Source organism: Mammaliicoccus sp. I-M35 (assembly GCF_022386455.1).
GTDB lineage: Bacteria > Bacillota > Bacilli > Staphylococcales > Staphylococcaceae > Mammaliicoccus > Mammaliicoccus sciuri_A.
Genome location: NZ_JAJNIL010000005.1, coordinates 198,952 through 223,009, shown reverse-complemented (window position 1 = coordinate 223,009; position 24,058 = coordinate 198,952). Strand labels below are relative to the sequence as shown.

19 protein-coding genes, 1 pseudogene and 1 riboswitch are annotated in these 24,058 nt (G+C 32.8%); of the genes and pseudogenes, 1 reads left to right on the top strand and 19 read right to left on the bottom strand.

Going from position 1 to position 24,058, the window contains the following annotated elements:
- Window positions 1-489: 489 nt before the first annotated feature.
- The 4 genes and pseudogenes from glnA to hflX form a co-directional block, all read right to left on the bottom strand.
- A complete protein-coding gene (gene glnA, locus LQ679_RS07810) occupies window positions 490-1,830 on the bottom strand; it encodes a type I glutamate--ammonia ligase (RefSeq protein WP_025905621.1) in 1,341 nt (446 codons plus the stop codon).
- 137 nt (window positions 1,831-1,967) lie between these two features.
- Window positions 1,968-2,205 (bottom strand): annotated as a pseudogene (locus LQ679_RS07805) (MerR family transcriptional regulator); the annotation flags it as partial.
- An 85-nt stretch (window positions 2,206-2,290) separates the two neighbouring features.
- Window positions 2,291-3,538 carry a methionine gamma-lyase family protein gene (locus LQ679_RS07800; RefSeq protein ID WP_126477431.1) on the bottom strand — a complete coding sequence of 416 codons (1,248 nt, stop codon included), beginning with the start codon at window positions 3,536-3,538 and terminating at the stop codon, window positions 2,291-2,293.
- A gap of 11 nt (window positions 3,539-3,549) precedes the next feature.
- Window positions 3,550-4,788 carry a GTPase HflX gene (gene hflX / locus LQ679_RS07795; protein WP_239762366.1) on the bottom strand — a complete coding sequence of 413 codons (1,239 nt, stop codon included), beginning with the start codon at window positions 4,786-4,788 and terminating at the stop codon, window positions 3,550-3,552.
- 109 nt (window positions 4,789-4,897) lie between these two features.
- On the opposite strand from hflX, the gene LQ679_RS07790 reads away from it, so the two are divergent.
- Window positions 4,898-5,371, top strand: coding sequence for a glutathione peroxidase (locus tag LQ679_RS07790; RefSeq protein ID WP_037587881.1), 474 nt, complete (start codon window positions 4,898-4,900; stop codon window positions 5,369-5,371).
- 66 nt (window positions 5,372-5,437) lie between these two features.
- Here LQ679_RS07790 and hfq read toward each other — a convergent pair whose 3' ends face one another.
- From hfq to LQ679_RS07715, 15 genes are all read right to left on the bottom strand, one after another.
- The gene (gene hfq / locus LQ679_RS07785; RefSeq protein ID WP_037587879.1) at window positions 5,438-5,668 is read right to left on the bottom strand and encodes an RNA chaperone Hfq; all 231 of its coding nucleotides are present in this window, start codon (window positions 5,666-5,668) and stop codon (window positions 5,438-5,440) included.
- 13 nt (window positions 5,669-5,681) lie between these two features.
- Entirely contained in the window at window positions 5,682-6,611 is a 930-nt protein-coding gene (miaA, locus tag LQ679_RS07780) for a tRNA (adenosine(37)-N6)-dimethylallyltransferase MiaA (protein ID WP_239762365.1), read from the bottom strand.
- Window positions 6,604-7,551 (bottom strand): alpha/beta fold hydrolase, encoded by a 948-nt coding sequence (locus tag LQ679_RS07775; protein ID WP_159315067.1) that lies wholly within the window; start codon window positions 7,549-7,551, stop codon window positions 6,604-6,606. The genes miaA and LQ679_RS07775 overlap by 8 nt, the downstream gene beginning before the upstream one ends.
- Before the next feature lie 134 nt (window positions 7,552-7,685).
- Window positions 7,686-9,362 carry a glycerol-3-phosphate dehydrogenase/oxidase gene (locus tag LQ679_RS07770; protein WP_037587873.1) on the bottom strand — a complete coding sequence of 559 codons (1,677 nt, stop codon included), beginning with the start codon at window positions 9,360-9,362 and terminating at the stop codon, window positions 7,686-7,688.
- Window positions 9,363-9,476: 114 nt separating this feature from the next.
- Window positions 9,477-10,970 carry a glycerol kinase GlpK gene (gene glpK, locus LQ679_RS07765; RefSeq protein WP_037587871.1) on the bottom strand — a complete coding sequence of 498 codons (1,494 nt, stop codon included), beginning with the start codon at window positions 10,968-10,970 and terminating at the stop codon, window positions 9,477-9,479.
- Window positions 10,971-10,996: 26 nt separating this feature from the next.
- Complete coding sequence (locus tag LQ679_RS07760; RefSeq protein WP_049319000.1) at window positions 10,997-11,815, bottom strand: MIP/aquaporin family protein; 819 nt, start codon at window positions 11,813-11,815, stop codon at window positions 10,997-10,999.
- Between the two features lie 190 nt (window positions 11,816-12,005).
- On the bottom strand, window positions 12,006-12,539 hold the full coding sequence (locus LQ679_RS07755; RefSeq protein ID WP_049319001.1) for a glycerol-3-phosphate responsive antiterminator: 534 nt from the start codon (window positions 12,537-12,539) through the stop codon (window positions 12,006-12,008).
- A gap of 9 nt (window positions 12,540-12,548) precedes the next feature.
- Window positions 12,549-14,519 (bottom strand): DNA mismatch repair endonuclease MutL, encoded by a 1,971-nt coding sequence (gene mutL / locus LQ679_RS07750; protein WP_126477435.1) that lies wholly within the window; start codon window positions 14,517-14,519, stop codon window positions 12,549-12,551.
- Window positions 14,520-14,533: 14 nt separating this feature from the next.
- On the bottom strand, window positions 14,534-17,059 hold the full coding sequence (gene mutS / locus LQ679_RS07745) for a DNA mismatch repair protein MutS (RefSeq protein ID WP_126477436.1): 2,526 nt from the start codon (window positions 17,057-17,059) through the stop codon (window positions 14,534-14,536).
- Window positions 17,060-17,200: 141 nt separating this feature from the next.
- Window positions 17,201-17,701 (bottom strand): energy coupling factor transporter S component ThiW, encoded by a 501-nt coding sequence (thiW, locus tag LQ679_RS07740; RefSeq protein WP_126477437.1) that lies wholly within the window; start codon window positions 17,699-17,701, stop codon window positions 17,201-17,203.
- A gap of 64 nt (window positions 17,702-17,765) precedes the next feature.
- A riboswitch (TPP riboswitch) is annotated at window positions 17,766-17,857 on the bottom strand.
- Between the two features lie 8 nt (window positions 17,858-17,865).
- Window positions 17,866-18,297 (bottom strand): YlbF/YmcA family competence regulator, encoded by a 432-nt coding sequence (locus LQ679_RS07735; protein ID WP_025905606.1) that lies wholly within the window; start codon window positions 18,295-18,297, stop codon window positions 17,866-17,868.
- Window positions 18,298-19,833 carry a tRNA (N6-isopentenyl adenosine(37)-C2)-methylthiotransferase MiaB gene (gene miaB / locus LQ679_RS07730; protein ID WP_126477438.1) on the bottom strand — a complete coding sequence of 512 codons (1,536 nt, stop codon included), beginning with the start codon at window positions 19,831-19,833 and terminating at the stop codon, window positions 18,298-18,300.
- A 117-nt stretch (window positions 19,834-19,950) separates the two neighbouring features.
- Complete coding sequence (locus tag LQ679_RS07725) at window positions 19,951-20,460, bottom strand: GNAT family N-acetyltransferase (RefSeq protein WP_239762364.1); 510 nt, start codon at window positions 20,458-20,460, stop codon at window positions 19,951-19,953.
- 14 nt (window positions 20,461-20,474) lie between these two features.
- Window positions 20,475-22,319, bottom strand: coding sequence for an ABC transporter ATP-binding protein (locus tag LQ679_RS07720; protein ID WP_239762363.1), 1,845 nt, complete (start codon window positions 22,317-22,319; stop codon window positions 20,475-20,477).
- Window positions 22,316-24,040, bottom strand: coding sequence for an ABC transporter ATP-binding protein (locus LQ679_RS07715; RefSeq protein ID WP_239739439.1), 1,725 nt, complete (start codon window positions 24,038-24,040; stop codon window positions 22,316-22,318). Before LQ679_RS07715 ends, LQ679_RS07720 begins: the two co-directional genes overlap by 4 nt.
- Window positions 24,041-24,058: the final 18 nt, after the last annotated feature.

The following is a 24,058-nucleotide window of genomic DNA, read 5'->3' as shown; positions in this document are numbered from 1 at the left end:
TGTTACTATAGCCATCCTTAGTTACAATTCCCTCGACTTTTGTTACTATAGACGCCCTTAGTTACATTTCCACAGACTTTTGTTACTATAGACACCCTTAGTTACAATTCCCTCGACTTTTGTTACCATAGGCGTCCTTAGTTACACTTCGAACGACTTTTGTTACTATGGCCGCCCTTAGTTACATTTCCTACGACTTTTGTTACTATGGCCGTCCTTAGTTACATTTCGCCCAACTTTTGTTACCATGGCTGCCCTTAGTTACAATTCCTACGACTTTTGTTACTATAGACGCCCTTAGTTACACTTCGCCCAAATTTTGTTACTATGGCCTCCCTTATTTACTCTTCCCACGACTTTTGTTACTATAGCCAGCCTATTCATACTGCCACCAACCCATTACTTTATCTTCTCAATCACCATCACTCACTCCCCCCCAAAATCCACACAAAAAACCCTCAAAGCTTAAGCTTTGAGGGTTAATAGCAATTAGTATTGCTTCATATATTGATCTCTTTCCCATTCTGATACTTGTGTTCTGTAATAATCCCACTCTAATGATTTAGATTGTATGAATTGGCGATAGATATGATTACCTAATGCTTGTTTAACAACTTTATTTTCTTTCATTGCTTTAACAGCTGTATAAAGTGTTGATGGTAAGTCTTGTACGCCTACCGCTTCACGTTCTTCTCTATCCATTTCATAGATGTTTTGATCTACTGATTCTGGTGGTGTTAATTTATTTTTAATACCATCTAATCCAGCTTCTAGGATAGTAGCTAATGCTAAGTAAGGATTAGCTGCTGGGTCTACTGAACGAATTTCAACACGTGTTGATAATCCGCGAGATACAGGTATTCTTACTAATGGTGAACGGTTTTGACCACTCCATGCGATATAACATGGTGCTTCATAACCAGGCACTAAACGTTTGTATGAATTTACTAATGGGTTACATACTGCTGTAAATCCACGTGCATTTTTCAAGATACCAGCAATAAAGTGATATGCATCATCAGTTAATTGCATTTCTCCATTTGGATCGAAGAACGCATTTTCTTTACCTTTGAATAATGAAACGTTAAAGTGCATTCCGCTTCCGTTTACACCAAATAATGGTTTTGGCATGAATGTCGCATGCAAGTTATGTTTACGCGCAATTGTTTTTACAACTAGTTTGAATGTTTGAATGTTATCACATGCTGTTATAGCATCAGCATATTTAAAGTCGATTTCATGTTGACCAGGTGCTACTTCGTGGTGACTTGCTTCAATGTCAAAGCCCATATCTTCTAATTCTAGAACGATATCACGACGACAGTTTTCACCTAAATCTGTAGGTGCTAAGTCGAAGTATCCACCATTATCGTTTAATTCTAATGTTGGTTCTCCTTTTTCATCTAATTTGAATAAGAAGAATTCTGGTTCAGGTCCTAAGTTGAAATCTGTAAATCCTAACTCTTCCATCTCTTTTAATACACGTTTTAAGTTTGTACGTGGATCACCAGGGAATGGTTTGCCATCTGGATTGTAAATGTCACAAATTAATCGTGCTACTTTGCCTTTTCCTGCAGTCCAAGGGAAAATTACCCAAGTGTCTAAGTCAGGACATAAATACATATCCGATTCTTCAATTCGCACGAATCCTTCAATTGAAGAACCGTCAAACATCATTTCATTGTTTAATACTTTTTCTAATTGTGCAATTGGTACTTCAACATTTTTAATTGTTCCTAAAATATCAGTAAATTGTAATCTTAAATAACGTACGTTTTCTTCGTCAGCAAAACGAAAAATATCTTCTTTTGTAAAAGTTTGTTTAGCCATGTGATTATCCTCCAGTTTTTAATTAAAAAATCTTGATAAATCTCCACGGTTAAGTGGTCCCTCTGTTTTAGAAGTTCCTCTAATTACCCGCTCTCTCATCTTCAGTTCTTCATCAGAAAGGTCATTTTCTTCTTCTAAAAGAATTTGTTTGATCCCTTTCATATTAAATCCCTTTTCGATAAGATTTTTAATTTCCAGTAATCGTTCAAGGTCATTTAAAGAAAATAACCGTTGATTACCTTCAGTCCTTTTGGGCGAAACGAGCTCATTGCTTTCGTAGTATCTGATTTGTCTGGCTGTTAGCTCTGTTAACTTGATTACGACACCAATCGGGAACACGGCCATGTTTCTTCTGATTATATCTCTTGACAGCACGACCGCCTCCTTTTGTAAGAACTTGTTATAAATTTAGCACATAAATTTTCAGAAAACAAATGAATGTCAGGAAACCTTACATCTTTTATAATTCAACAAGCTTTTGCTTGATTAAATGCTCTACAGCACGCGTTATCGCAATTTTAACATGTTCATAAGTTAAGCCACCTTGAATGTATGCTTCATATGGTGGTCTAATTGGACCATCTGCCGTTAATTCAATTGAAGATCCTTGAATAAATGTACCTGCAGCCATGATAACATCATCTTCATAACCTGGCATATAGCTAGGCATCGGACTAAAATGCGCATTAATTGGAGATGCGTGTTGTATCGACTGACAAAATGCAATCATTTGTTCTTTTGTTTCAAAAGTAACAGATTGAATAATATCTGTGCGTTTATCTTGGTAATGCGGTGTCGTTGTCATATTTAATTTTTCTAACAAGCGAGAAGTAAATAATGCACCTTTCAAACTTTGACTGACAACATGTGGTGCTAAGAAGAACCCTTGATACATTTCTGGTAAACTTCCTAAAGATGCGCCCGCTTCTTTACCAATTCCTGGTGCTGTTAATCTGTATGCACAACGTTCTATCAGGTCAGCTTTTCCTGAAATATAACCGCCAATTTTAGCTAAACCACCTCCTGGATTTTTAATTAAAGAACCTGCTATTAAATCTGCACCAATTTCAATGGGTTCTTTATCTTCAACAAATTCTCCATAACAATTATCTACAAAGACAATTTTATCTGGATGTCTTTCTTTAATCGCTTTGATTGCTTGTTCAATTTGTGCAATTGTTAATGAAGGTCGCGAACTATAACCTTTAGATCTTTGTATCGCAATGACTTTAGTATTTTCATTAATATTTTCTAACACTGAGTTTATATCTATTTCATTTTGTTTCAATGGTACTTCTCGGTATGTGATACCTTGTTCGATAAAACTTCCTATACCATTACCATTTATACCGATTACTTCTAATAACGTATCATAAGGTGTTCCTGTAATATATAATAATTCGTCTCCATATTTCAGTTGGCTGTTAAGCGCTAATGTTATAGCGTGCGTACCTGAAATAATTTGAGGTCTTACTAAACTGTCTTCAGCTTTAAATACTTTACTATAAACATCTTCTAAATGATCTCGACCTACATCATCGTACCCATATCCAGTTGTACCGATTAAGTCTGATTCAGTGATTTTTACTTCATGAAATGCATCAAGTACATGTTCTTGCGCAATTAATGCATTATGTTCGATTTGATCAAAATATGGTCTTAATTCTTTTTCTACATCAATAATTAATTCTTTTAATTTCTGTTCCATTTGTTTACCTCTTATTTCTGTTTATAACCTTTTATGTGATATGTTTCTGTTTCTTCATCAAAATTCATTTTTTCAACTAAAGTATGGTTTTTTTGCCAATATAATTTGTCAGCATCACTTGATGGAATATCCATTTCATAGTAATCCATTGTCTCTTTAATCATATCGACTAATTTTTCTTTAAATATAGCTTTATCATTAGAATCTTTAGCTGAAACAAATATAGATTGTCCTGATATTGCTGAATGATTAGAAGGCGCTAAATCTTTTTTATTAAATACGACTAACATCGGAATATGGCCCATATCTAATTGATTGACTAAAGACATAACCGTTTCATACTGTTCCATATAGTGTGGATGACTTGCATCTACAACATGAACGAGTAATTGTGCATATTTCGCTTCTTCTAAAGTAGACTTAAATGCTGCAATCAATGTTGTAGGCAACTTCTGAATAAACCCAACTGTATCAGAAAGTATGACGTTAAACCCGTCATTTATTGTAATGGCGCGAGATTTAGGATCTAAAGTCGCAAATAATAAATCTTGTTCAAATGTTTCATCATTTGATAACTGATTAAACCACGAAGATTTACCGGCATTTGTATAACCAATTAATGCAACTTGGTATGCTTGATTATGTTGACGTCGTTCTCTATAACGTGAACGATGAGAAACGATTGTTTCTAGTTGATGCTTTATTTCATTCATTCGAGTACGAATATGTCTTCTATCTGTTTCTAATTTCGTTTCACCTGGACCTCTCGTACCGATTCCGCCACCTAAACGAGATAAGCTTTTGCCGTGTCCAGATAATCTCGGCAATAAATAATCTAACTGTGCTAATTCAACTTGCAATTGACCTTCTCTACTTGAAGCTCTTTGCGCAAAAATTTCTAAAATCAATTGAGTGCGGTCTATAATTTTTGTGTTAAATAACTCATCTAAATGTTTCGATTGCGCAGTTGTCAATTCATCATTTGCGATGACTGCATTCACTTTAATATCATTCAATTCGATATATTCAATGACTTCTTCTATTTTACCTTTACCAAAATAATATTGTTGATCAGGTCGCTCTCTTTTTTGAGTGAAGACTTCCATGACTTCTAGTTGGCTTGTAACAGCAAGAGATTCCAATTCTTGAACTGTTGATTTAAATGTTGCTTCATCATCTTTTTTATCATGAATTGCTAACAGGATTACTTTTTCAGTTTCTTGCTTTGTCGACTTCATATCATTTTTCATTTTTATCACGCTCACTTTAAATATATTTTAACATATAAACATGCATGCAAATTGATATGACTTTGATAAATTTTTGATTATAATAGAAATAAGAAAAGGAGTGATGGCAATGTCAATTTATGACTTCGTTGTTGCAAAAACGAACGGTGAAGAATATTCATTATCTGAGTATAAAGGAAAAGCAATTTTAATTGTTAATACAGCAAGTGAATGTGGTTTCACACCTCAATTTGAAGGGTTAGAAGCTTTATACCAAGATTATAAAGATCAAGATTTCGTGGTGTTAGGATTCCCATGTAATCAATTTGGTAATCAAGAACCTGGTGACTCTTATGAAGCATACCAAAATTGTAAATTAAATTATGGTGTAACTTTCCCAATGCATGAAAAAATAAAAGTTAAAGGTTCAGAACAACATCCACTTTATGAATATCTTACTTCTGCTAAAAAAGGTATTTTAAATGGATCAATTAAATGGAACTTTACTAAGTTCTTAGTAAATAAAGACGGAGAAGTTGTGAATCGATTTTCTCCACAAAAAAGTCCTGAACAATTGAGAAGTTCAATAGAAGCAGTATTATAATTGATTACACATAAATAAGCGGCTAAGACAATAAAATGTCCTAGCCGCTTATTTTTTCATACACGATTATTGTTCGCTATCTTGATTTTCATCATCTTGAGCATCTACGAAAGTTGAGATAGCATGTTTGTAAATTAGATGTTCTTTCCCTAGAATATCTAATAATACAACTTTGTCGTCAAAGTCGACAATTTTCCCTTTCATTTGAAATCCATTTAGTAAGAATACTGTAAGTTCAGTTCCTTCTGATTTGAATTTCTTAAGTAAAACTTCTTGAATATTTTCTTTCTCTGCCATATGACTTTCCCCTTCACTTGGATAATTGGATTACGTTGTCTGCGATTTCTGTTAAAGACTGTTTATCCCGTTGAAACCAAGTCACATTCATTTTATTTTTAAACCATGTCATTTGACGTTTGGCATATCTTCTTGAATTTTGCTTGATTTGTTCTGTAGAAGTTTCTATGTCTATTTCTCCTTTTACTACTGGTATCAATTCTTTGTATCCAATTGCTTGCATACTTTGTGAATCTTCATACCCTTTCTCAACAAGATTAGACACTTCTCTTAATAATCCTCGCTGCAACATCATGTCAACGCGCATATTAATTCTTTGATATAATGTTTCGCGCGACATTTCTATCCCAATTAATATTGTACTATATTTTCCAGAAAATGTCTGGCTTTTCTTTCTTTCACTTAAAGTTTTTTTTGTATTTAAGTAATATTCAATTGCTCGTTCTACTCTTTTACGATTGTTCGGATGCACTGATGACGCAGTTTCTGGGTCGATTTCATATAAATAATTGCGCAATTCAATATTTGAGCATTTAGATAATTTATTTAATTTATTTTTTGTAATTTCCATTTTTTCAGAACTGATTTTTTCTTCTTCAAGGTTATAATCATATAAAACTGACTGTACATATAAACCTGTTCCACCGACAAGTATCGGCAATTTACCTCTAGCATGAATATCCTTTACAATTCTTTCAAAGTCTTGTTTAAATCGATACACTGAATATGGTTCATCCGGTTCATATACATCTATTAAATGATGAACAACGCCTTCTTTTTCTTCTTCTGTCACTTTTGCTGTACCAATATCTAGACCTTTATAAATTTGAAAGGCATCACCATTAATAACTTCACCGTTTAAAGATTTTGCTAATTTAATGCTTAATTCTGTTTTACCTACTGCAGTAGGGCCTACTATTGCAATTAATGGTTTTTCATTCATTTGATATTTCCTCTTTTTCTAATTGTTTAATTTGTACCATCAACCAATTATATAAATGTTCATACACTGCATAACGGTTCGTCTCAAATAAAACTTCGTGACGCTTATTCTTATATAATTGTACTGTGACATGCTTAACGCCTGAACGTTTATAAATAGAAGCTAACTGTTTAATACCGTTACCGAATCCACCAAAGTGATCTTCTTTACCTGATACTAGTAAAATCGGCATATTTAAATTTTGTTTTTTAATATAATTGATTTTCTTCGTTTGGACAGCTGCCTTTACTGTTTCTAAAAGTACTTTATGTGAAATTGGAAATCCTGAATAAACATCTTTTTCATATTGCTCGCGATTTTCATCACTTTGACTTAACCATTTATTATCTTTATTTAAATCTTTATGTTGTCGATTCATTGTCTTAAAAGCAATATTATTGATAAATTTTGATTTCGTGCGACTACCTAAAAATAAATTCACAAACTTTAATGCATATAAATTTAACTTGCCTTGAATTTTAGGGTAAACAACCGTCCCTGAAAGTATCAACGCATCTACATCATTAGGATAATCGTGAACAAATTGTCTCGCAACTAGCGAACCCATAGAGTGTCCTAGCATTATAAATGGCAATTTTGGATTAAGTTCATTTTTAAACGTATCACTTACTTCTTTAACATCATCGACTAATTCTTGTAATGCATTAAAATGACCTCTTGAAGAAGCTTCTATGTTCATACCGTGACCTCTGTGGTTATGACGGATAACATGAAAACCTCTTTTACATAAATATTCTGCTACTGCATCATATCTATCTTTATGTTCAGCCACACCATGCAGTATATGTATAATTCCAAACGGTTTTTCATCCGTTTTATCAATTGTAACTTCTAAAGTTTGTTCTGTAGATAATGTAATTCTATGATTAAATCGTCTCAAAGACATGCGCCTCCCTTATAAGACATTATAGCAAAATCTATAGTGCTTAAAAATATATTCACAAATCAATCACATAATATATAAAAAACCTGCCGACAAAAATTGTCAGCAGGTTTAAATAGTTGGTTTATAAATTATTTAACAATAGCTGGTTGATCATTTGGATTAACCGCTTCTTTAATAGCTTGTTCTAATTCATCTTTATAAACACGTTTAGTATCATTATCATAATTTAATACTTGAGCCATTACTTCAACTATCGCATCTTTATGATCTAATACATATTGAATATCAAAGTATAAACGACCTGAACGACGTACTAAGAAGTCAGTTGGTTTATGAACCATTTCTTTTTGAATGCTGTAAATAACTTCAGCATATACTTCGATTGGAAGATTAACATCTGCAACTTGTGTAGCATGAGCAATAGCAAATACTTCATCTACATTAGATCCGTATTTTCTAGCTAAATAACGTGCTGCATCTTCTGATAAGTTGTAGTTTTTAGCTTCTTTAACTTTACTTTCAACGAATGATTCATAATTTTTACTACCACCAACGTTACCGCCAGAAATGTAAGTTTCTTTTGTACGACAAGGTTTGAACGATAATTTATATTCTTCTTTAAGACGTTTACTTAATAAATCAACAATATCTTGAGCCATATGACGGTAACCTGTTAATTTACCACCAGCGATTGTAAGTAAGCCTGAATCGCCTTCCCAAATTTCGTCTTTACGAGAAATTTCTGATGGATCTTTACCTTTTTCAAAGATTAATGGTCTAACACCAGCCCAAGTTGATTCGATATCCTTATCTTCAACTTTTACAGTTGGGAACATATAGTGAATAGCATCTAATAAATATTGACGATCTTCTTCTGTAACTTTAGGAGAAGATTTATCATTATCATAAATTGTATCAGTAGTACCAACGTATGCTTTTCCATCTCTAGGAATTGCGAAAATCATTCTGCCATCATTTTCTGTATCAAAGTATACAGCTTGACCTAATGGGAATATGCTTTGGTCTATTACAATATGAACACCTTTAGTTAATCTAAGTTGTTTATTGTTTGTTGAATAGTCTTTACCACGTACTTCATCAACCCATGGACCTGCCGCGTTGATAACTCTTTTACCTTTAATTTCGAAAATTTCATTTTGCAATAAATCAGTTACTTCGATACCTGATACTTTTTTCTTTTTGTTGTATAAGAATTTATTTGATTTAGCATAGTTAATGATATCTGCACCAAATTCACGTGCGCGTTTCATAACTTCAATTGTTAAACGAGCATCATCTGTACGGTACTCAACATAGTAACCACCAGCTTTTAAACCGTCTTGTTTTACAAGTGGTTCTTTCTTAATTGTTTCTTCTCTGTTTAACATTGTACGACGTTCAGCTTTTTTAACACCTGCTAAGAAATCATAAACTTTCAAGCCGATTGATGTTGTAAATGGACCCATGCTACCGCCTTTGTGTAAAGGTAATAACATCCATTCTGGTGTTGTTACGTGAGGACCATTTTCATAAACGATCGCTCTTTCTTTACCAGTTTCAGCAACTACGCCAACTTGGAATTGTTTTAAGTAACGTAATCCACCATGAACTAATTTCGTACTTCTAGAACTTGTACCTTGTGCAAAGTCTTGCATTTCAACTAATGCTACTTTCATACCACGTTGCGCTGCATCTAAAGCAATACCTGCACCAGTGATTCCTCCACCGATAACAACTACGTCATATTCAGTATTTTTAAGTTGATCTTTAACTTGATTACGATTTAATGCTGATAATTGTTGCATAACCATTTCCTCCTATAAAATGTAAAAAAATGAGAGACTTATCCCTACAAAAATGTACGAACAAAGCCTCTCATGTCTCTACGAAATATTAACTTAACTATATGATAACACAACTTAATCTAATTTAAAAGCTTGAGTGGCTTTTACTGCAGTTTTCCAACCTTTATAAAGTTTTTCACGTTCTTCTTCTTCAAGTTCAGGTTTGAATTCTGTTTCTAATTTCCAACGTTGTTTTATCTCATCTTTAGATTTCCAGAAACCTACTGCTAATCCAGCTAAGTATGCTGCACCTAATGCAGTTGTTTCATTTACTTCTGGTCTTTCTACTGGCGTATTTACAATATCAGCTTGGAATTGCATTAAGAAATTATTCTTAACAGCACCGCCATCAACTCTTAATGTTTCAACATTAATGCCAGAATCTTTTTCCATTGCTTCTAACACATCTCTAGTTTGGTAACATAATGATTCTAAAGTTGCTCTAATGAAATGTTCTTTTTCAGTACCACGTGTTAAGCCGAAGATTGCACCTCTAGCATCTGCATCCCAATAAGGTGTACCTAAACCAACAAACGCTGGTACGACGTATACGCCTTCTGTAGATTTAACACGATTTGCATAATCTTCTGATGCTGGTGCTGATTTAATCATTCTTAAACCATCTCTTAACCATTGAATAGCAGATCCTGATACGAAAATACTACCTTCAAGTGCGTAGTTTACTTTACCATCTAGACCATAAGCTAATGTTGTTAATAAACCACTTTCAGATTTTACAGCTTTTTCACCAGTGTTCATTAACATAAATCCACCAGTACCGTATGTGTTCTTAACTTCTCCACTTTCGAAGCAAGCTTGTCCGAATAATGCAGCTTGTTGGTCACCTGCTACACCAGCGATTGCAATTTTTTCACCGAAGAAGTGATGTTGTTGAGTATAACCATATACTTCACTTGAAGGTTTAACTTCTGGCAACATAGAAGCTGGTACATCAAGATATTCTAATAATTCTTCGTCCCATTTCAAGTCATAAATGTTATACATTAATGTTCTACTTGCGTTTGAATAATCTGTTACATGAACGTCACCTGTAAATTTCCAGATTAACCATGTATCAATTGTTCCGAATAATAAATCGCCGTTTTCAGCTTTTTCTCTAGCACCTTCAACATTATCAAGAATCCATTTAACTTTTGTACCTGAGAAATATGGATCTAATAATAGACCAGTTTTTTCTTTAAAAATTGGTTCTAAATCTTTAGATTTTAATTCTGTACAAATGTCTTGAGTTTGTCGAGATTGCCAAACAATTGCATGATAAACTGGGCGTCCCGTATTTTTATCCCATACGACAGCAGTTTCCCTTTGGTTTGTGATACCAATACCTTCGATTTGTTTTGGACTAATGTTATTTTCATTAAGTACACTTGAAATAACTGCTAATACTGAAGTCCAAATTTCATTCGCATCATGCTCAACCCAACCACCTTTAGGGAAGTATTGCTTAAATTCTCTTTGACTCACAAATTTGATAGTACCTTCTTTATCAAAAAGTATTGCTCTAGAACTTGTTGTACCTTGGTCAATTGATAAAATGTATTTTTCCATATTAAACACTCCTATAAATTTGTATATTACAGAATTTCTGAAACTTCGTCTTTAAGTATTGATTTATTTAAGAAAATACCAGACAATACGACAATCACTGTAAAGATGATTGAGAATATAACAAAACCGTTTACAACCCCGTTAAATAAAATATTAAATAATGCTGCACCTAACATACCGCCTGAAATCGGTCCTAAAATTGGCACAATTGCATATTTCCAATTTGAACTTCCTTTACCCGGAATTGGTAATAGCATATGCATGATACGTGGTCCGATATCACGAGCTGGGTTAATCGCATAACCTGTCGCACCACCTAAACTTAAACCAATTGCTACGATTAATAAACCAACAATTAAAGGATTTAAGCCATCAGTAAATTTATTAGTTCCTATAAATAATAATCCCATAACTAAGATCATAGTTCCAATAATCTCACTTAAGAAGTTTGCTACATAGTTTGGATAAGATGGACCAGTTGAGAATACACCTAACTTAGCACCTTGATCTTCAGTTTTTTTCCAATGTGGTAAATAAGTAGCCCATACTAAAAATGCACCAATCATAGCACCAAGCATTTGAGCCACAATAAATGGAACAACTTTAGACCATGGGAATGATCCGTCAATTGCAAAGCCAAGCGTAACAGCTGGGTTTAAATGTGCCCCGGAAACATTACCAACTGCATAAACACCAAGCATAACAGCTAGCCCCCAACCTAATGAAATAACAATCCAGTCTGCACCTTTACCAAGTGCCCCTTTTAGATTGACGTTAGCACATACACCGCCACCAAATAATATTAAGATGGCTGTACCAATTAATTCGCCTAAAAATTCACTCATATTAAACACCCTCCTAAATATAATATGCTAATACATAAAAAGCCCCCTACGTTGAACTACACATCATATTCATATAGTAATTTATACAAATTTAACGCATAGTTTCTTTTCGTAGAGGGTCTCATTTACTCATCTCATATATTAACTTAATTAGAAGTATAATACTTTATGAAAACGTTGTCAAATAAATTTACCAAATTGTAATATCGCTAGATGTAACATATTGTGCACCGCTTTCAATTGCTAAATCAATTTCTTCTTTCGTATTAATTAATCCACCTGCAATAATTCGCTTACCTGTTTTATCACTAATTTCCTTGATCACTTTAGTAGCAACTCCTGGCAGTACTTCTACTAAATCAGGGTCTGATTGTTTAATCAGTTCAATACTTCTACTTAACGCTGTGCTATCAAGAATGAACACACGTAATATCGTTAACGTATTTAATTTTTTGGCACGTTTAATAATTTTTGATTTCGTTGATATAATGCCATGTGGTTTATATTGTTGTATAACATATTCAACAGCCGCTTCATCATTTGATAAACCTTTAATTAAATCAATGTGTAGCATCACTTCTTTTTGATGCTTTTTCATTTGCTCTAAAATGCCTTGCAAATGACCGATATGTGTATCTAATAAAACGCATCTTTCATAATCCATTTTTAAAAACTTTTCCATATCTTTCATAGAGCGAATAGCCGGTAATATATGCTTATTCATTTTATCCTCCTACATAACGCGTTTAAATAATTTTTCTAATTCATACGTCGTCAATTCAATAATAATTGGTCTTCCGTGCGGACAAGTAAACGGGTCAGTTGTTTCTCTTAATTCATCAATCAAATGACTCATTTCATGATTTCTTAAATAATGATTAGCTTTAATAGATTTCTTACAACTCATCATAATTGCTGCATCTTCTCTTAATTTTTTAATATCAACTTTTTCATGATTTAACACGTAATCGATCATATCTTTTATGATTTCTTCTGCATCAACATTTGGTAGCCAAACTGGATATTCACTCACCATATAGTCATGATGACCAATTGGTTCTAAAAATACGCCCGCTTCAGCAAGTGATTGTAAATATTTTTCAATAATCATGTGCTCATCTTTAGAAAAATTAAATGTTAGTGGCAACAACAAACTTTGTGTTTCGTTTGTGACTTCACCAATTTTTTCTTTGAAAAATTCATATTTAATTCGTTCTTGCGCTGCATGTTGATCAATCATAAACATGCCCGTATCATTTTGTGCCACAATATATGTTCCGTGAACTTGACCTACAACTTCCATATACGGTACACGTGGCGCTTCAGATACTTGCTCTTCTTCAATTGGCGCTTGATATGGTGTATCGACATGCTCTACTGTATCTTGAACTTCATAAGTTTCTTCATTATTTTCAATATGCTCGGGTTCATCATGTTGAACATCTAAATCTCTATTAGTTTCCTGTTTGATAGTATCTTCTTGTATAACCGAATGATGTTCTGTCTTATCTTTAAATTGCCAAGAAGGTGAAGGTTCTCTGCTTGCAATGTCATTTGTTTTTTCAATTTCTTCAACACTTTTAGTATTATGAGATATATGCTGATGTTGAGTTGTATTTTGATTTCTTTTAGCTTCAAAATCTATTTTTTGTTGTTCAAAAATTTCTTTTTGTGATTTTTTAGGTTTTTGCTTTTCTAAAGATGTATCTGGAATTAATGACATACCTCTAAATGCTTCTTTAATTTTTTGATTAATCAAATCATAAAGTAGTTGTTCTTTAGAAAGCCTTACTTCTAGTTTAGTTGGATGTACGTTAACATCTACTAAAATCGGATCCATTTCAATATTTAAATAAACGATTGGATATCTACCGATTGGTAAGAGTGTATGATAACCTTCTATAATCGCTTTGTTAAGTACAAAGTTCTTAATATATCGCCCGTTGATAAATATAGAAATATAATGACGATTACTTCTCGTGTGCTCAGGTTTACAAATAAATCCGTTTACGACGTAATCATCTGTTTCTCCATTTATTGGTACAAGGTCTTTCGCAATTTTCATGCCATAAATTTCAGCCATTACTTCATTTGTTCTTCCCGAACCATTCGTTGAAATAACTGTTTTATCATCTGATACGAGATTAAATGCAATATTCGGATGACTCATTGCCATTCTATTCACTATATCCGTAATTTTACCCAGTTCAGTATACAAACTTTTAACATATTTTAATCTTGCTGGCGTATTATAGAATAAATCTTCAACAAGAATATCTGTACCTTTTTTAGCTTTAGCAGGTTGTTTTTTCGTAATTTCACCATTTTCAACGCGCACTTCATGTCCAAGCATACCATCCGTACAAGTCTTCATCGTCACTCTACTCACTGATGAAATACTCGCCAAAGCTTCTCCTCTAAAGCCAAGTGTACGAATATGAAACAAATCATAATCGTTATTAATTTTACTTGTCGCATGTCTACCAAATGCTTTGGCAATATCCTCTTCTTCAATGCCTGTTCCATTATCTACGACTCTAATAGATTGAATACCTGATTCTTTAATCGAAATATCAATTTGAGTTGCTTGAGCATCAATTGCATTTTCCAACAATTCTTTCACAACAGAAGCTGGTCTTTCTACCACTTCACCTGCAGCTATTTTGTTGGCTAAAGATAATTCAAGTTCTTTAATTTTTCCCAATGCACTCACACTTTCTATTTAAGTTGTTTTTGTAATTCATGCAGTTTTGATAATGCTTCAATAGGTGTTATGTTCATTAAATCAATTGATTTAAGTTTCTTTTCAATTTCAGATTGCCCTTGTTCTTCAAATAATTGGAATGACGGTTGTTCATACTTATCTGCTTCTTTCTCTACTTTTGTATGAGATTCAAGTTCTTGTAAAATAGTATTTGCTCTTTCAATAATTTCATCAGGTAAATCCGTTAACTTCGCTACATGAATACCATAACTTTGATCAACTGCGCCTTCTTTTACTTTATGCAAGAAAATCAATTCTCCTTGATATTCTTGTGCAGCTACGTGAATATTTTTAAGTCCAGATAACGTTTCATCTAAATGTGTTAACTCATGATAATGTGTTGAGAATAACGTTTTTGCTTTTGTATGATGATGTACATATTCAATCATAGACTGTGCAAGCGCTAGACCATCAAATGTAGATGTACCTCTTCCAATTTCATCAAATATAATTAAGCTATCTTCAGTTGCACCTACCATGGCTTTTTCAGCTTCTAACATTTCGACCATAAATGTACTTTTCCCTGATACTAAATCATCTGCAGCACCAATTCTCGTAAAGATTTGATCAAATATTGGCAATTGCGCATAATCTGCAGGCACGTATGCCCCCATTTGAGCCATAATACTAATAATAGCTATTTGACGCATATACGTACTCTTACCAGACATATTTGGTCCTGTTATTAAATAGATAAAGCCTTCTTTATCTAAATAACAGTCATTTGGAACATAGTCATTATGATCCATTACGCGTTCAACAACTGGGTGTCTCGATGATTTAAGTGATAATGTTTTATCTTCACTAAAAATCGGACGTGTATAATGATATTTTTGAGCAATTTCAGCAAAGCTTTGTAAACAGTCTATTTCTGATAGTAATTTAGCTTGTGCTTGTAACTTTTCAGTATAGGCTTTCACTTCTTGTCTTAAATCCAGGAATAGTTGATATTCTAGTTCGATTGCTTTATCTTCTGCACCTAAAATGATAGATTCTTTTTCTTTTAATTCTTCAGTTATAAAACGTTCAGCATTTGATAATGTTTGCTTACGTTGATATCCTAGAGCATCTGTATCAATATGATTTAAATTTGCTTTTGTAATTTCAATATAGTACCCAAAAACTTTGTTAAAGCTTACCTTTAATGATTTAACACCCGTTCGTTCACGTTCTTTTAATTGTAATTCTGCAATCCATTGCTTACCATTTGTTGAAGCTTCTTTATATTGATCTAGTGTTTCGTTAAAGCCTTTTTTAAATATCCCACCTTCTTTAACAGAAATCGGTGGATCTTCTACTAAACTTTCATCTAATAATCGTTCTAAATCATTTAATGGTTCAAGATCTTTAAATCGATCTATAGACGTTGAGTCTAATCTTTCAATAATTTCTTTAACATATGGAATTTGTTTTATTGAATAATTCAACTGTACTAAATCTTTAGCATTCACATTGCCGTAGCTAACTCTTCCGACTAATCTTTCAATATCATATACCATATTCAAATAACTTCTAAGTTCATCACGTTCAATAAACCCATTCACTAATTGTTCAACAGCATCTAATCTTTGTTCGATATCTCTTTGGTTAATAAGTGGTCTATCTATCCATTGCTTTAATCTTCTTGCGCCCATAGGTGTCTTTGTATCATCCATCAACCATAATAATGTACCTTTTTTAGATTTAAGTCTGATACTTTCTGTTAATTCAAGATTTCGTTTCGCGTAAAAGTCCATTTTCATATAATCTAAAGCTCTATATACGACAACTTCTTCTAAGTGTGGCATATCGCGTTTACCATTATCATGAATATAATTTAATAAATAATTTAATGATCTTTTTTGAGCGTGAGATGTGCCCGTGACAACTTCATAATCTCGTTCTTCATAGCTATCAATAACTGTGATTGTTTCAGTTATGAGCTGAATTTGTTTATATAAATTATCTGGTAACACTTTATTGACAATAATTTCATTAGGGTGAATCGTTGTAATTTCATTAATTAAAGTTGTTTCATCTACAAATGATGTTACTTTTAATTCACCTGTTGTGACATCACAGTAACTTAAATGAAACTCTCCGTCTTCTTTTATAAATCCTAATATATAATTATTTGTTTTTTCATCCATACCCTTTTGATCCATAACCGTACCTGGCGTTATGACTTGCACAACTTCTCTACGAACCATTCCTTTAGTTTGTGTTGGATCTTCCATTTGTTCACAAATCGCGACTTTATAACCTTTTGAAATAAGTTTTTCGATATATCCAGAAGCAGAATGATACGGTACCCCGCACATTGGAATTGGATCTTTCTTAGCATCTCTTCTTGTTAGTGTTATTTCTAATACTCTCGATGCTTCAATTGCATCATCGTAGAACATTTCATAAAAATCACCTAATCTGAAAAATAATAATGTATCTTGATATTGAGATTTTATCTTTAAATATTGAGCCATCATTGGCGTTGGTTTAGACATCTTTATTCACGTTCCTTTTTTTAACTTTCGATTTATCTATTTTATCAAAATTTCTACTATTAAACGAGTATGTTTATTTATTAAAAAAAAGAGCGTAATGAAGCAATTTATGCTTCACGCCCTTTAATTCATGATGTATCTTTAATTATCATTTTTTAATTTCTTTAATATACCTCTTTTTTCAAAAGCCTTTAATAATATATAACTTGCGATAGCGCCTATTAGACTACTAAAGAAAAATGATAAAAATAATGGCCAAAATGCAATTTTCCCTAGTCCTAGTAACCAACTTATCGGAATACAAACGAAGCTACCTATCACACCAGTACCTATAACTTCTCCTAGAGATGCAATCGATAATTGTTTGCGATATTTATAAAGTAAACTTGCTAATAATACACCTATCATACTACCTGGAAAAGCAAAAATCGTGCCTAAACCTAGTAAGTTTCTAATAAACGAAGATAACAAAGCTTGCGCTAAGCCATACCATGGTCCAAGAAATACGGCTGATATAACATTAATGAAATGTTGCATTGGCAATGCTTTTATTGGACCTATTGGTATCGTGATAAATGTACTAAAGACAACATTTATTGTTGTTAATATTGCGGTTAAAGTCATTAATTTTGTCTTCTTCATTATATTTCCTCCATAAAAAAATCATTAGTCTACGTATTGGCAGACTAATGATTATGAGCATATATAATCTTTAGTTGCACAATCTCTACGCCAGTATTACCTGGATCAAATCTACACGTATATTCTCAGCCTTGTTAGGCACCGTGTGTGCAATATATTAAATATTAATTTGAGCAGCTACTTGTATTTGGCGCATTTCTAACTGCTGCACCAGTTTCACCAGTAAGTTGATTACCACCTGTTGATTCAATAATTTCATTTGTAACTGTGTGGCTAATTGAATGAGATACCATTTGTAAAAGTTCATTTACTTCAACTTGTGCTTCTTTAAATTCACTTACAATTGGCATTTCATCTAATTCTTTTTCAATATTTTTAATTTTTTCTTCAACCATAGCTAATGCTTTATCTTTACCATAGTTTTGGAAATTAACTGCTTGTTTTTGTAAAGATTTCAAACTAGCCATTTTTTCTCTGACTGTTTGATTCTCATGAATTTGCGCTTCTGCACGTTTAAAGAAATCTACTTCTTCTGTTTCTGACATCATTTTCCCCAGTTTACGCGCTTGTTCTAAAATATCATCTTTTGTATACATTTAATGTACCACCTTTTCTTTAGATACAACATCTATAAATTCACCATTTAATGAATATTGTTTTGCTTCAGTAATTTTTACTTTTACGATTTTGCCGATTACATCTTTTGGTGCTTTAAAGTTAACTAATTTATTCTTTTCAGTATAGCCTGCTAATACCGCTTCATCTCTCTTACTTGAACCTTCACATAGAACAAACACTTCTTGTCCTTCGTATGGTTTCAATGATTCCGCAGCATATTCACCAACTACTTTATTTAATCTTTGAAGTCTTTCTTTTTTCTCTTTATCAGGCACATTATCTTTCATCTTAGCTGCTGGTGTACCTTCTCTCGGAGAATATACATATGTGTAAGCATGTTCGAAACCAACTTCATGATACAACTTTATTGTTTCTAAAAATTGTTCTTCTGTTTCATTAGGATAGCCAACAATGATATCCGTTGTCAATGCTACATCTGGAATTGCTGCTCTTATTTTTTGAACTAATTCCAAATAACTTTCACGTGTATATTTTCTACCCATAATTTTTAACACTTGGTTATTACCAGATTGTACTGGTAAATGTATATGAGGTACGATATTTCCACCATTAGCAATCACTTCAATTAAACGATCATCAAAGTCCCAAGGATGACTCGTCGTAAAACGTACGCGCGGTATATCGATTTTAGTGATGTCATTTAACAAATCACCTAATCCATAATTTAAACCTTCGATATCTTTACCGTATGCATTTACATTTTGACCTAATAAACATATTTCTTGGTAGCCTTGTCTTGCTAAGTCTCTTACTTCAGCAATAATTTCTTCAGGCATACGACTTCTCTCTTTACCACGAGTGAACGGTACAATACAATACGTACAGAATTTGTCACAACCGTACATAATATTTACCCACGCTTTAATTCTACCATTTCTTACTTTAGGTAAATTTTCGATGACGTCGCCTTCTTTAGACCATACTTCAACAACCATCGCTTTAGACATATATGCTTCTTCTAAAATTTCAGGCAATCTATGGATGTTGTGTGTACCGAAAATCATATCAACATTCTGGTATGATTTAAGAATCTTATTAACGACAGATTCTTCTTGTGACATACATCCACATACACCAATTAAACAATCTGGTCGCTCTTGTTTAAGATGCTTTAAATTCCCAATTTCACTGAACACTTTATTTTCAGCATTCTCTCTTATCGCACACGTATTAAGTAATATTACATCTGCATCTTCTACTGAATTCGTCGGTCCAAAACCTAACGCCTGTAAAATACCAGCCATTACTTCTGTATCATGTTCATTCATTTGACAACCATATGTTCTAATATAGAATTTACGACCTTTCCCCATACCTCTATGTCGTTCGTCTATTTTAAAATCATCATGATATTCAACTTGTGATTTCCCTCTTTGTTTAGCGTCCTTTAAATTTGGAGGTTGATAAACATGTTCGAAGTACTTGCTATAATCCTTCTCTAAATTAGGTTCTGTCTTCGCTTTGGCCCCATGTTTTCTTTGCTCTTCATTCAATTTCAAAACCCTTTCTGCCCATATATTTATACCTATATATTATATTAGAGTTCAACATAAAGTGCAAAAATGTTCCGACATTTTTGCACTTTCATTTCATGTATCAAATATTTAATTTTAAAGATGCTTAATCCAAAATCTTCTCGTATTTTCTTCTTCATCTGATTTATACGGTTCATCTTCTACACCATTATTATTTATAATGACTTTCGCACTTGCATCATTCGATTCATCACAAGTTACAAGAACAGAATGAACACCTTCATTATTTAAATTCTTAACTGCATAATTTAACAACTTTGTCGCATAGCCTTTTCCTCGTTCGCTTTTTCTAACACCGTAACCGACATGTCCACCCTTTTTATTTAAATAGTCATTTAAGGCATATCTAATATTTACAGCGCCAACAATTTTATCATCATCAATAAGTACATACGTTTTTGCTTTTACAAAGTTTGCGTCAACTGGGTCAATTGCTTCTTCTAACATGATTAACATCTTATCAAAACCACCGTGTTGACGGACGTCAGTCGCCCATGGAACAACGTGTTCTTCGTTTTCATACCATTCATTTATATATTCTGTGAATAACGATTCAATATCTTTATCTATTTCTCTGAATTCCATAAATGCATCCCCTTTTAATTTAATTCTTTTATTTGTTCATCATCATTTGTATTTAACATATGATAATAAATGCCTTGTTGTTCGATTAATGCATCTTGAGAGCCAGATTCAATCAATTCACCGTGTGATAATACAAAGACTAAGTCTGCTTTTTTAACTGTATTTAAACGGTGCGCAATAATAACACTCGTTCTACCTTGCATTAATGTATCTAACGCTTCTTGAATTTTAATTTCAGTAACTGTATCGATACTACTTGTTGCTTCATCCAATAAAAGTATTTTAGGATCTTGAAGTAAACATCTTGCGATAGAAATAAGCTGTTTCTCACCTTGAGATAATGAACCAGATTCACCTTTCAATACTGTATCATAACCATTTTCTAAAGCTTCTATAAAGTCATGTGCATTTGCTTTTTTGGCAGCTTCTACAACTTCTTCATATGTAGCATTTGGCGTTCCATACATAATATTGTCTTTAATCGTTCCATCAAATAAATAGGAATCTTGTAACACGACACCTATAGAACTTCTCAAAGATTCACGTGTTATTTTATTAATTGGAATGCCATCAATAAGAATGCGTCCTTTATTCACTTCATAATAATGTAGAATAAGTTGCACGATTGTCGTTTTACCTGCACCAGTTGCGCCGACTAATGCAACAGATTCACCGTTATTAATTTTAAAGGATAAATCTTTTATAGTCGGTACTTTTTGGTTAGGATCATATTTGAATTCAACATGTTCGAATTCAATTTTTCCATTAATATTTTGATAATCTTGCGCCTCTTTATCATCTTTCTCACTTGGCTCATCCATAATATCAAAGACACGTTCGGCACCTGCTATTGCAGATAATACTGTATTAAATTGGTTTGCTAAATCTGATAATGGTCTTGTAAACTGTCTCGCATATTCAGCGAAAATCACGATTACCCCAACTGTAACACCAGCAGTTTGATTAAGAGCTAATATACCACCAATACCGGCTACAATGGCAAAGCTTAAATTATTTAAATAGTTCATTACTTTCGGTATTAAACCACCAAATGTGATTGACCAAAAACTATATTCTCTCACGTCTTTCGCTTTTTCATTAAATGTATCTATAACATACTTTTCTTGAGAAAAAGCTTTAACTACTGTTTGTCCATTTACAATTTCCTCGATATATCCATTCATAATACCAAATTGTTTTTGGCGTAAAGCATATAACACACTTGTTCGTGTAGTAATCCATCTTAAACTTATAAACATGATTGGAATAATAATGACCGTCAATAATGTAAGTAAAGGACTTAAATAAAGCATAATTGAAAGTGTACCAATGAGTGTCACGACACTAGAAGTAAACTGTATAAATGATGAATTTAATACTTGTGATACATTTTCAATATCATTTTGCATTCGACTCATCAGTTCACCGTGTTGCTTTTGATCATAATAAGCGACAGGCAAAGTTTGAAAATGTTTAAAGAGTTGATTTCTTAATAAATATACCGTGCGCTGGGCAATACTGACCATCATAAATGAGCCTATATATGATGTAACTGACAGCATTATATATACAATAGCAAGCAGTATGATATATTGTGGCAGCCCATTTAATTCTTTCGGTATAATTTTCGTATCAATGATATGTCCGATTAAAAACGGTCCAACTAAACTTAATATGGATGAACAAATAATCATTAGAATTACGACAATCAATTGTATTCGCTTTTCATCTATTAATTTCCATATATTTAATAATGTACCTTTCGTATCTCTTGCTCTTTTTTTCTTTTTAGTTGGATTTTGAGTACGATTTTTATCTTCAAATACTGATTTATGACCATAAGGGTTTCTTAGACTCATGATGAACTCACCGCACTTTCTTGACTACTTGCAATTTCTTTATACAATGGTGATGTTTCTAATAGTGTTTCATGTGTCCCAATCGCTTCAATACGTCCATCGACTAGTAACATAATTCGATCTGCTGTTTGAGCAGTTGAAATTTTTTGTGTCACAATTAATTTAGTCGTTTCTTCATCTTCCAAAGCATCCCATAAAGCAGATTCCGTCTTAATATCTAATGCTGATGTTGAATCATCTAAAATTAATAAACCTGGTTTCCTAACAAGTGCTCTAGCAATAGATAGTCTTTGCTTTTGACCACCTGATAACGTCACACCTTGTTGGCCAATCATCGTATCATATTGATGATCAAAACGTTCGATAGATTGATGTATTTGGGCTTTTTCTGAAGATAATTCTAACATTTCACTTTCGGCTGATGGATCTCCAAATTGTAAATTCTCATAAATTGTTCCTGAGAATAACAATGCTTTTTGAGGTACGTATCCAATTGCATCTCTTAAAGATTCAATTTCCCAATCGTTTACGTTTTTATTGTTAAGCAATATTTCTCCAGATGTCACTTTATACATTTTAGGTATCAAACTGAGTAAAGTTGATTTACCAGAACCAGTAGATCCCATAATGGCAAAAGTTTCTCTCGGTTTCACTTCAAATGATATATGTTCTAAAACAGGCTTATGACTATTTGGATACGTGAAAGAAACATCTTTAAATTGAATAGGATATGCATAATTTGGCTTATGTTCGATTTCATTATTGAACACTTTTTCATCTGATGGCGTAATTAATACTTCTTCAATTCGTTCACTTGATGCTTTCATTCTGCTAAGTGTCATGATTAAGAAAGCAAGCATCCCAAATCCACCTTGCATTCTCATACCATAATTTAATATAGCAACTAATTTACCAACTTCTAAAGTAGAATGATCGACCATATCTGAACCAAACCATACAACAGCTAATATACTGCCATTTATAATCAATAATAATGAAGGATTGATAAATTCCATGAGGCGTAACGCGTATGTATAATTGCTTCTAATATCTTTGATTTTTTCATTAAATTGATTGATTTCTTGTTTGCTCGTTTGGCTTGCTTTAATTAATCTAACCGCTTCTAAATTCTGTTGGAAAAATCTATTCATTTCATCAAATTTTCTTTGTATTTTTGTGAATAGTTTAGATCCTTTTCGCGCAATTACAAATATAATAATAAAAATAATCGGAGAACCTATTACTAAATAAATTGCTAATTTCGGTTCGACTGCAAAACTTAATATAATGCTCCCAATAATCATTAAAGGTGCTCGTAACATGATTCGAATTGACATATATACTGCTTGATCACAATTGGTTACATCACTTGTTAACCTCGTAATTAAACTTGAAGTCTTAAACCTCTCTAATGTTGCTAAAGAAAAAGATTGGATTTTCTTAAATTGTTCAGTTCTTAAATCATAAGCAAATGCTTGTGATACATGACCCGCAACAAAACTATTCCATATCCCTGATAAAAGGGCTACTAATCCTGTTACAAGCATAATCATTAAATATAAATATACGTGGTTCAAATCATTCTTTAAAATGCCGTTATCAATAATTTCTGATATAAAAATGGGTTGAATGAGTTCAACCGCTAATTCTACTAACATTAATATTAAACCGAGTATAAACAACCATTTATACGGTCTAATAAATTTAAGTACCGTTTTCAATTTACATATCCCCTTTAA

Bases quoted from the DNA above. Each gene is read 5' to 3' on its own strand.
- glnA (WP_025905621.1), bottom strand. From the start codon at position 1,830: ATGGCTAAACAAACTTTTACAAAAGAAGATATTTTTCGTTTTGCTGAC.
- LQ679_RS07800 (WP_126477431.1), bottom strand. From the start codon at position 3,538: ATGGAACAGAAATTAAAAGAATTAATTATTGATGTAGAAAAAGAATTA.
- hflX (WP_239762366.1), bottom strand. From the start codon at position 4,788: ATGAAAAATGATATGAAGTCGACAAAGCAAGAAACTGAAAAAGTAATC.
- LQ679_RS07790 (WP_037587881.1), top strand. From the start codon at position 4,898: ATGTCAATTTATGACTTCGTTGTTGCAAAAACGAACGGTGAAGAATAT.
- hfq (WP_037587879.1), bottom strand. From the start codon at position 5,668: ATGGCAGAGAAAGAAAATATTCAAGAAGTTTTACTTAAGAAATTCAAA.
- miaA (WP_239762365.1), bottom strand. From the start codon at position 6,611: ATGAATGAAAAACCATTAATTGCAATAGTAGGCCCTACTGCAGTAGGT.
- LQ679_RS07770 (WP_037587873.1), bottom strand. From the start codon at position 9,362: ATGCAACAATTATCAGCATTAAATCGTAATCAAGTTAAAGATCAACTT.
- glpK (WP_037587871.1), bottom strand. From the start codon at position 10,970: ATGGAAAAATACATTTTATCAATTGACCAAGGTACAACAAGTTCTAGA.
- LQ679_RS07760 (WP_049319000.1), bottom strand. From the start codon at position 11,815: ATGAGTGAATTTTTAGGCGAATTAATTGGTACAGCCATCTTAATATTA.
- LQ679_RS07755 (WP_049319001.1), bottom strand. From the start codon at position 12,539: ATGAATAAGCATATATTACCGGCTATTCGCTCTATGAAAGATATGGAA.
- mutS (WP_126477436.1), bottom strand. From the start codon at position 17,059: ATGTCTAAACCAACGCCAATGATGGCTCAATATTTAAAGATAAAATCT.
- thiW (WP_126477437.1), bottom strand. From the start codon at position 17,701: ATGAAGAAGACAAAATTAATGACTTTAACCGCAATATTAACAACAATA.
- LQ679_RS07735 (WP_025905606.1), bottom strand. From the start codon at position 18,297: ATGTATACAAAAGATGATATTTTAGAACAAGCGCGTAAACTGGGGAAA.
- LQ679_RS07725 (WP_239762364.1), bottom strand. From the start codon at position 20,460: ATGGAATTCAGAGAAATAGATAAAGATATTGAATCGTTATTCACAGAA.
- LQ679_RS07720 (WP_239762363.1), bottom strand. From the start codon at position 22,319: ATGAGTCTAAGAAACCCTTATGGTCATAAATCAGTATTTGAAGATAAA.